The sequence below is a fragment of the Streptomyces atriruber genome, assembly GCF_001418325.1.
Taxonomy (GTDB): domain Bacteria; phylum Actinomycetota; class Actinomycetes; order Streptomycetales; family Streptomycetaceae; genus Streptomyces; species Streptomyces atriruber.
Map to the genome: position 1 here is coordinate 1 of NZ_LIPN01000043.1, position 2,759 is coordinate 2,759.

General features: G+C 72.9%; 3 protein-coding genes. 1 reads left to right on the top strand and 2 read right to left on the bottom strand.

Going from position 1 to position 2,759, the window contains the following annotated elements; genetic code table 11:
* Nucleotides 1-111 precede the first annotated feature (111 nt).
* Entirely contained in the window at nt 112-753 is a 642-nt protein-coding gene (locus AOK03_RS05290) for a uridine kinase family protein (protein WP_107097925.1), read from the bottom strand.
* Between the two features lie 213 nt (nt 754-966).
* Between AOK03_RS05290 and AOK03_RS05295 the strand changes: the two genes are divergently transcribed.
* Nucleotides 967-1,356 (top strand): hypothetical protein, encoded by a 390-nt coding sequence (locus AOK03_RS05295; RefSeq protein ID WP_055563983.1) that lies wholly within the window; start codon nt 967-969, stop codon nt 1,354-1,356.
* Here the strand turns inward: AOK03_RS05295 and AOK03_RS05300 are convergent.
* Nucleotides 1,353-2,759: MFS transporter (locus tag AOK03_RS05300; RefSeq protein WP_055563984.1), on the bottom strand; the 1,407-nt coding region annotated here is incomplete at its 5' end. The genes AOK03_RS05295 and AOK03_RS05300 overlap by 4 nt on opposite strands.

The window sequence follows — 2,759 nt, forward strand, 5'->3', positions numbered from 1 at the left end:
CGGTGGCACGGGGGAAATCACGGGGGAATCAAGTAGAGGACCGGAAGGCCGGGGGGTCTTTCCGGTCCTTCTGCTTGCCCGCCCGTTTCTGGGCGCAGGGCCCCTCGTGGCCTACGACGAGGCCTTGGCCCGCACCTTCACGCACCGGCCCGCCGCCGCGGCGGCGACCCGTCCCAACGCCTCGTCCTTCGCGCAGGGGTGCGCCCCGAGCGCCGTCTGCCGCGCCACGATGGCCCGCTCGGCCCGCATCAGCCGCCAGCCGCGCCGCAGCAGGAACGGCACGGACTTGCGCCCCTCCCGCAGATCCCGCAGCAGCCGCCGCCGGAACGTGGTCGAGGGCCGCCCCCGCAGGCAGATCGCGTCGGCGAGCACGCCGAGTTCACGGCACCGCTCCACGATGTCCGCCGCGAAGATCCCCTCCGCGACGAACAGCGGCGTGCGCTCGATGTCCAGCGCCTCCTGCCCGACGCGCGCACTGATCGAGATGTCGTACACCGGCACCTTCGTGCGCCCCGTCCGGCACAGCTCCTCGATCGCGGCGACGGCCACGTCGGCGTCCCAGGAGGCCGGCGAGTCCCAGTCGATGTCCGAACTGCCCGGAACCTGCGGCAACGTGGGGTCGCCTGCCTCCTTGTAGAAGTCGTCCAGACACAGCACGGGCAGCCCCGAGCGGGCGGCGAACGACGACTTCCCCGAGCCGGAGGGGCCCGTCAGCAGCACGACGCGGGTCGGTATCGGGGGATGGGAACCCAATTCTCTGAGCCTTTGCAGCCGGGGTGGACCGCATCTCCCGACACGGTGTGTCCGCGTGGACGGGAGCCATTATCAACCGAGGCGCCCGGGATGGGACTCCCCCGTCACCGCACGGCCCCGCCCCGCGCGTCGGCCTTTGGCTCCGACCGGGCCCGTCAACTACGCTACGTGCTCGCTCGATTACCCTACGATGCACGGATGTGAGCGGTACCCATGGCACGACACGCAGTGAAGAAGCTTCCCCGGTCCGGTTCGCGCGCGCTGCTGCGTGCGGGGCTCACCGTCACGGCGGCGGGTGCGGCGCTCGGGGTGGGGGGCACGGCGAGTGCCGGTGCGGTGGAGCCGGGGCCCGCGGCGTCGCCGGTGCAGGCCCTCACGGCGGCGGTCCACCATTCGGCGGCGGGCGGGCTCGCGCCGGTCAAGGACCTCCAGCTGGACCCGCTGGCCAACACCAGTGCCGATCCGCTCGACAACACGCTCGGGACGCAGGTCGCGGACTTCAAGCCGGTCGACACGGGCTTCGTCACCGGGCCGCTGGCCTCGGGGGCCTCCCTGGGCGACCTGCCGGTGGTGGGCGGGGCGGCGGGGCTGCTGCCGAGTTAGGCCGACGACTCCGGCGATTGCGGCGCCTTTGACCGCAGCGGCACTTCGCGGATCAGCCAGGCCGCCGCGAACGTGAGCGCGCACAGCACGGCCGTGCCGGTCATGACGCCGTGGAGTCCGCCGGTGACCCCGGCCCGGAAGGCGTCCCGGGCCGGCTCGGGGAGGCCGTGCAGGAGCGCGGGGGTCAGCTCGCCGCCCGCGAGGCGTTCGCCGTCCGGGCCGAGCCGGTCCGTGAGGGAGTCGGTCATGCGGCCGGTGTAGACGGAGCCGAGCACCGCGACGCCGAGCGAGCCGCCGATGGTGCGCAGGAGCGCGTTGGTACCGCTGGCGGCCCCCATGTCGCGGAGCTCCGCGCTGTTCATGGTGATCAGCAGGGACGGCTGCATCAGGCAGCCGAGGCCCGCGCCGAGGACGAACGTCAGTGCGGACGCCACGGCCGTGGCCGTGTCCGTGCCCACCGTCAGAAGGGCCAGCGCGCCCGCCGTGGCGACGGCCGCGCCCGCGATCGGGTACGCCCGGTACGTGCCGCCGTTGCCGACCGCCCGGCCGATGTACAGCTGCGCGCCCATCATGCCCAGCATCAGCGGGAGCAGCAGGAGGCCGCTCTCCGTCGACGACATGCCGCGGACGAACTGCATGTACTGCGGCAGATAGCTGGCCGCGCCCATCATCGCCGCGCCGGCGAGGAAGGTGAGGACCTGGGCGAGCGTGAAGTTGCGGTCGCGGAACAGACGGGGCGGGATCACCGGTTCGGGGGCGCCGCGCTCGACGCGGGCGAAGGCGGCGAGCGAGACGGTCGCGAGCAGCGCGAGGCCGCCGGTCTGCGGCGAGATCCAGTCGTACGTCGTGCCGCCCCAGGTGCCGAGCAGGGTCAGTGCCAGGATGCCCGCCGTGAGGAGAGCGGCGCCCGCGAAGTCGATCCGGGCCGTGCGGCGTTCGCCGCGCAGCCGTACGAGGAGGCCGACGAGCAGGAGCGCGACGGCGCCGACGGGCACGTTGACGTAGAAGACCCAGCGCCAGTCCAGCTGGTCGGTGAGGAAGCCGCCGAGCAGCGGGCCGCCGATCATCGCGACGGGCAGCATGACGCCGATCATGGATTGCGAACGGCCTGCCTGTGCGGGGGTCAGCAGCGTCCCCATGAGGGACATCGCGCCCACGAAGAGGCCGCCCGCGCCCAGCCCCTGGAGGGCGCGGAACGCGATCAACTGCCCCATGTCCTGGGCGAGTCCGCAGAGCACGGACCCGACGAGGAAGACCGTGATGGAGGTCAGATAGCTGCCCTTGCGGCCGTACAGGTCGCCGACCTTGCCCCAGATCGGGGTGGAGACGGCAGCGGTGAGCAGGTAGGCCGTCACCACCCACGAGAAGTGGCCGAGGCCGCCGAGGTCGCCGACGATCGTCGG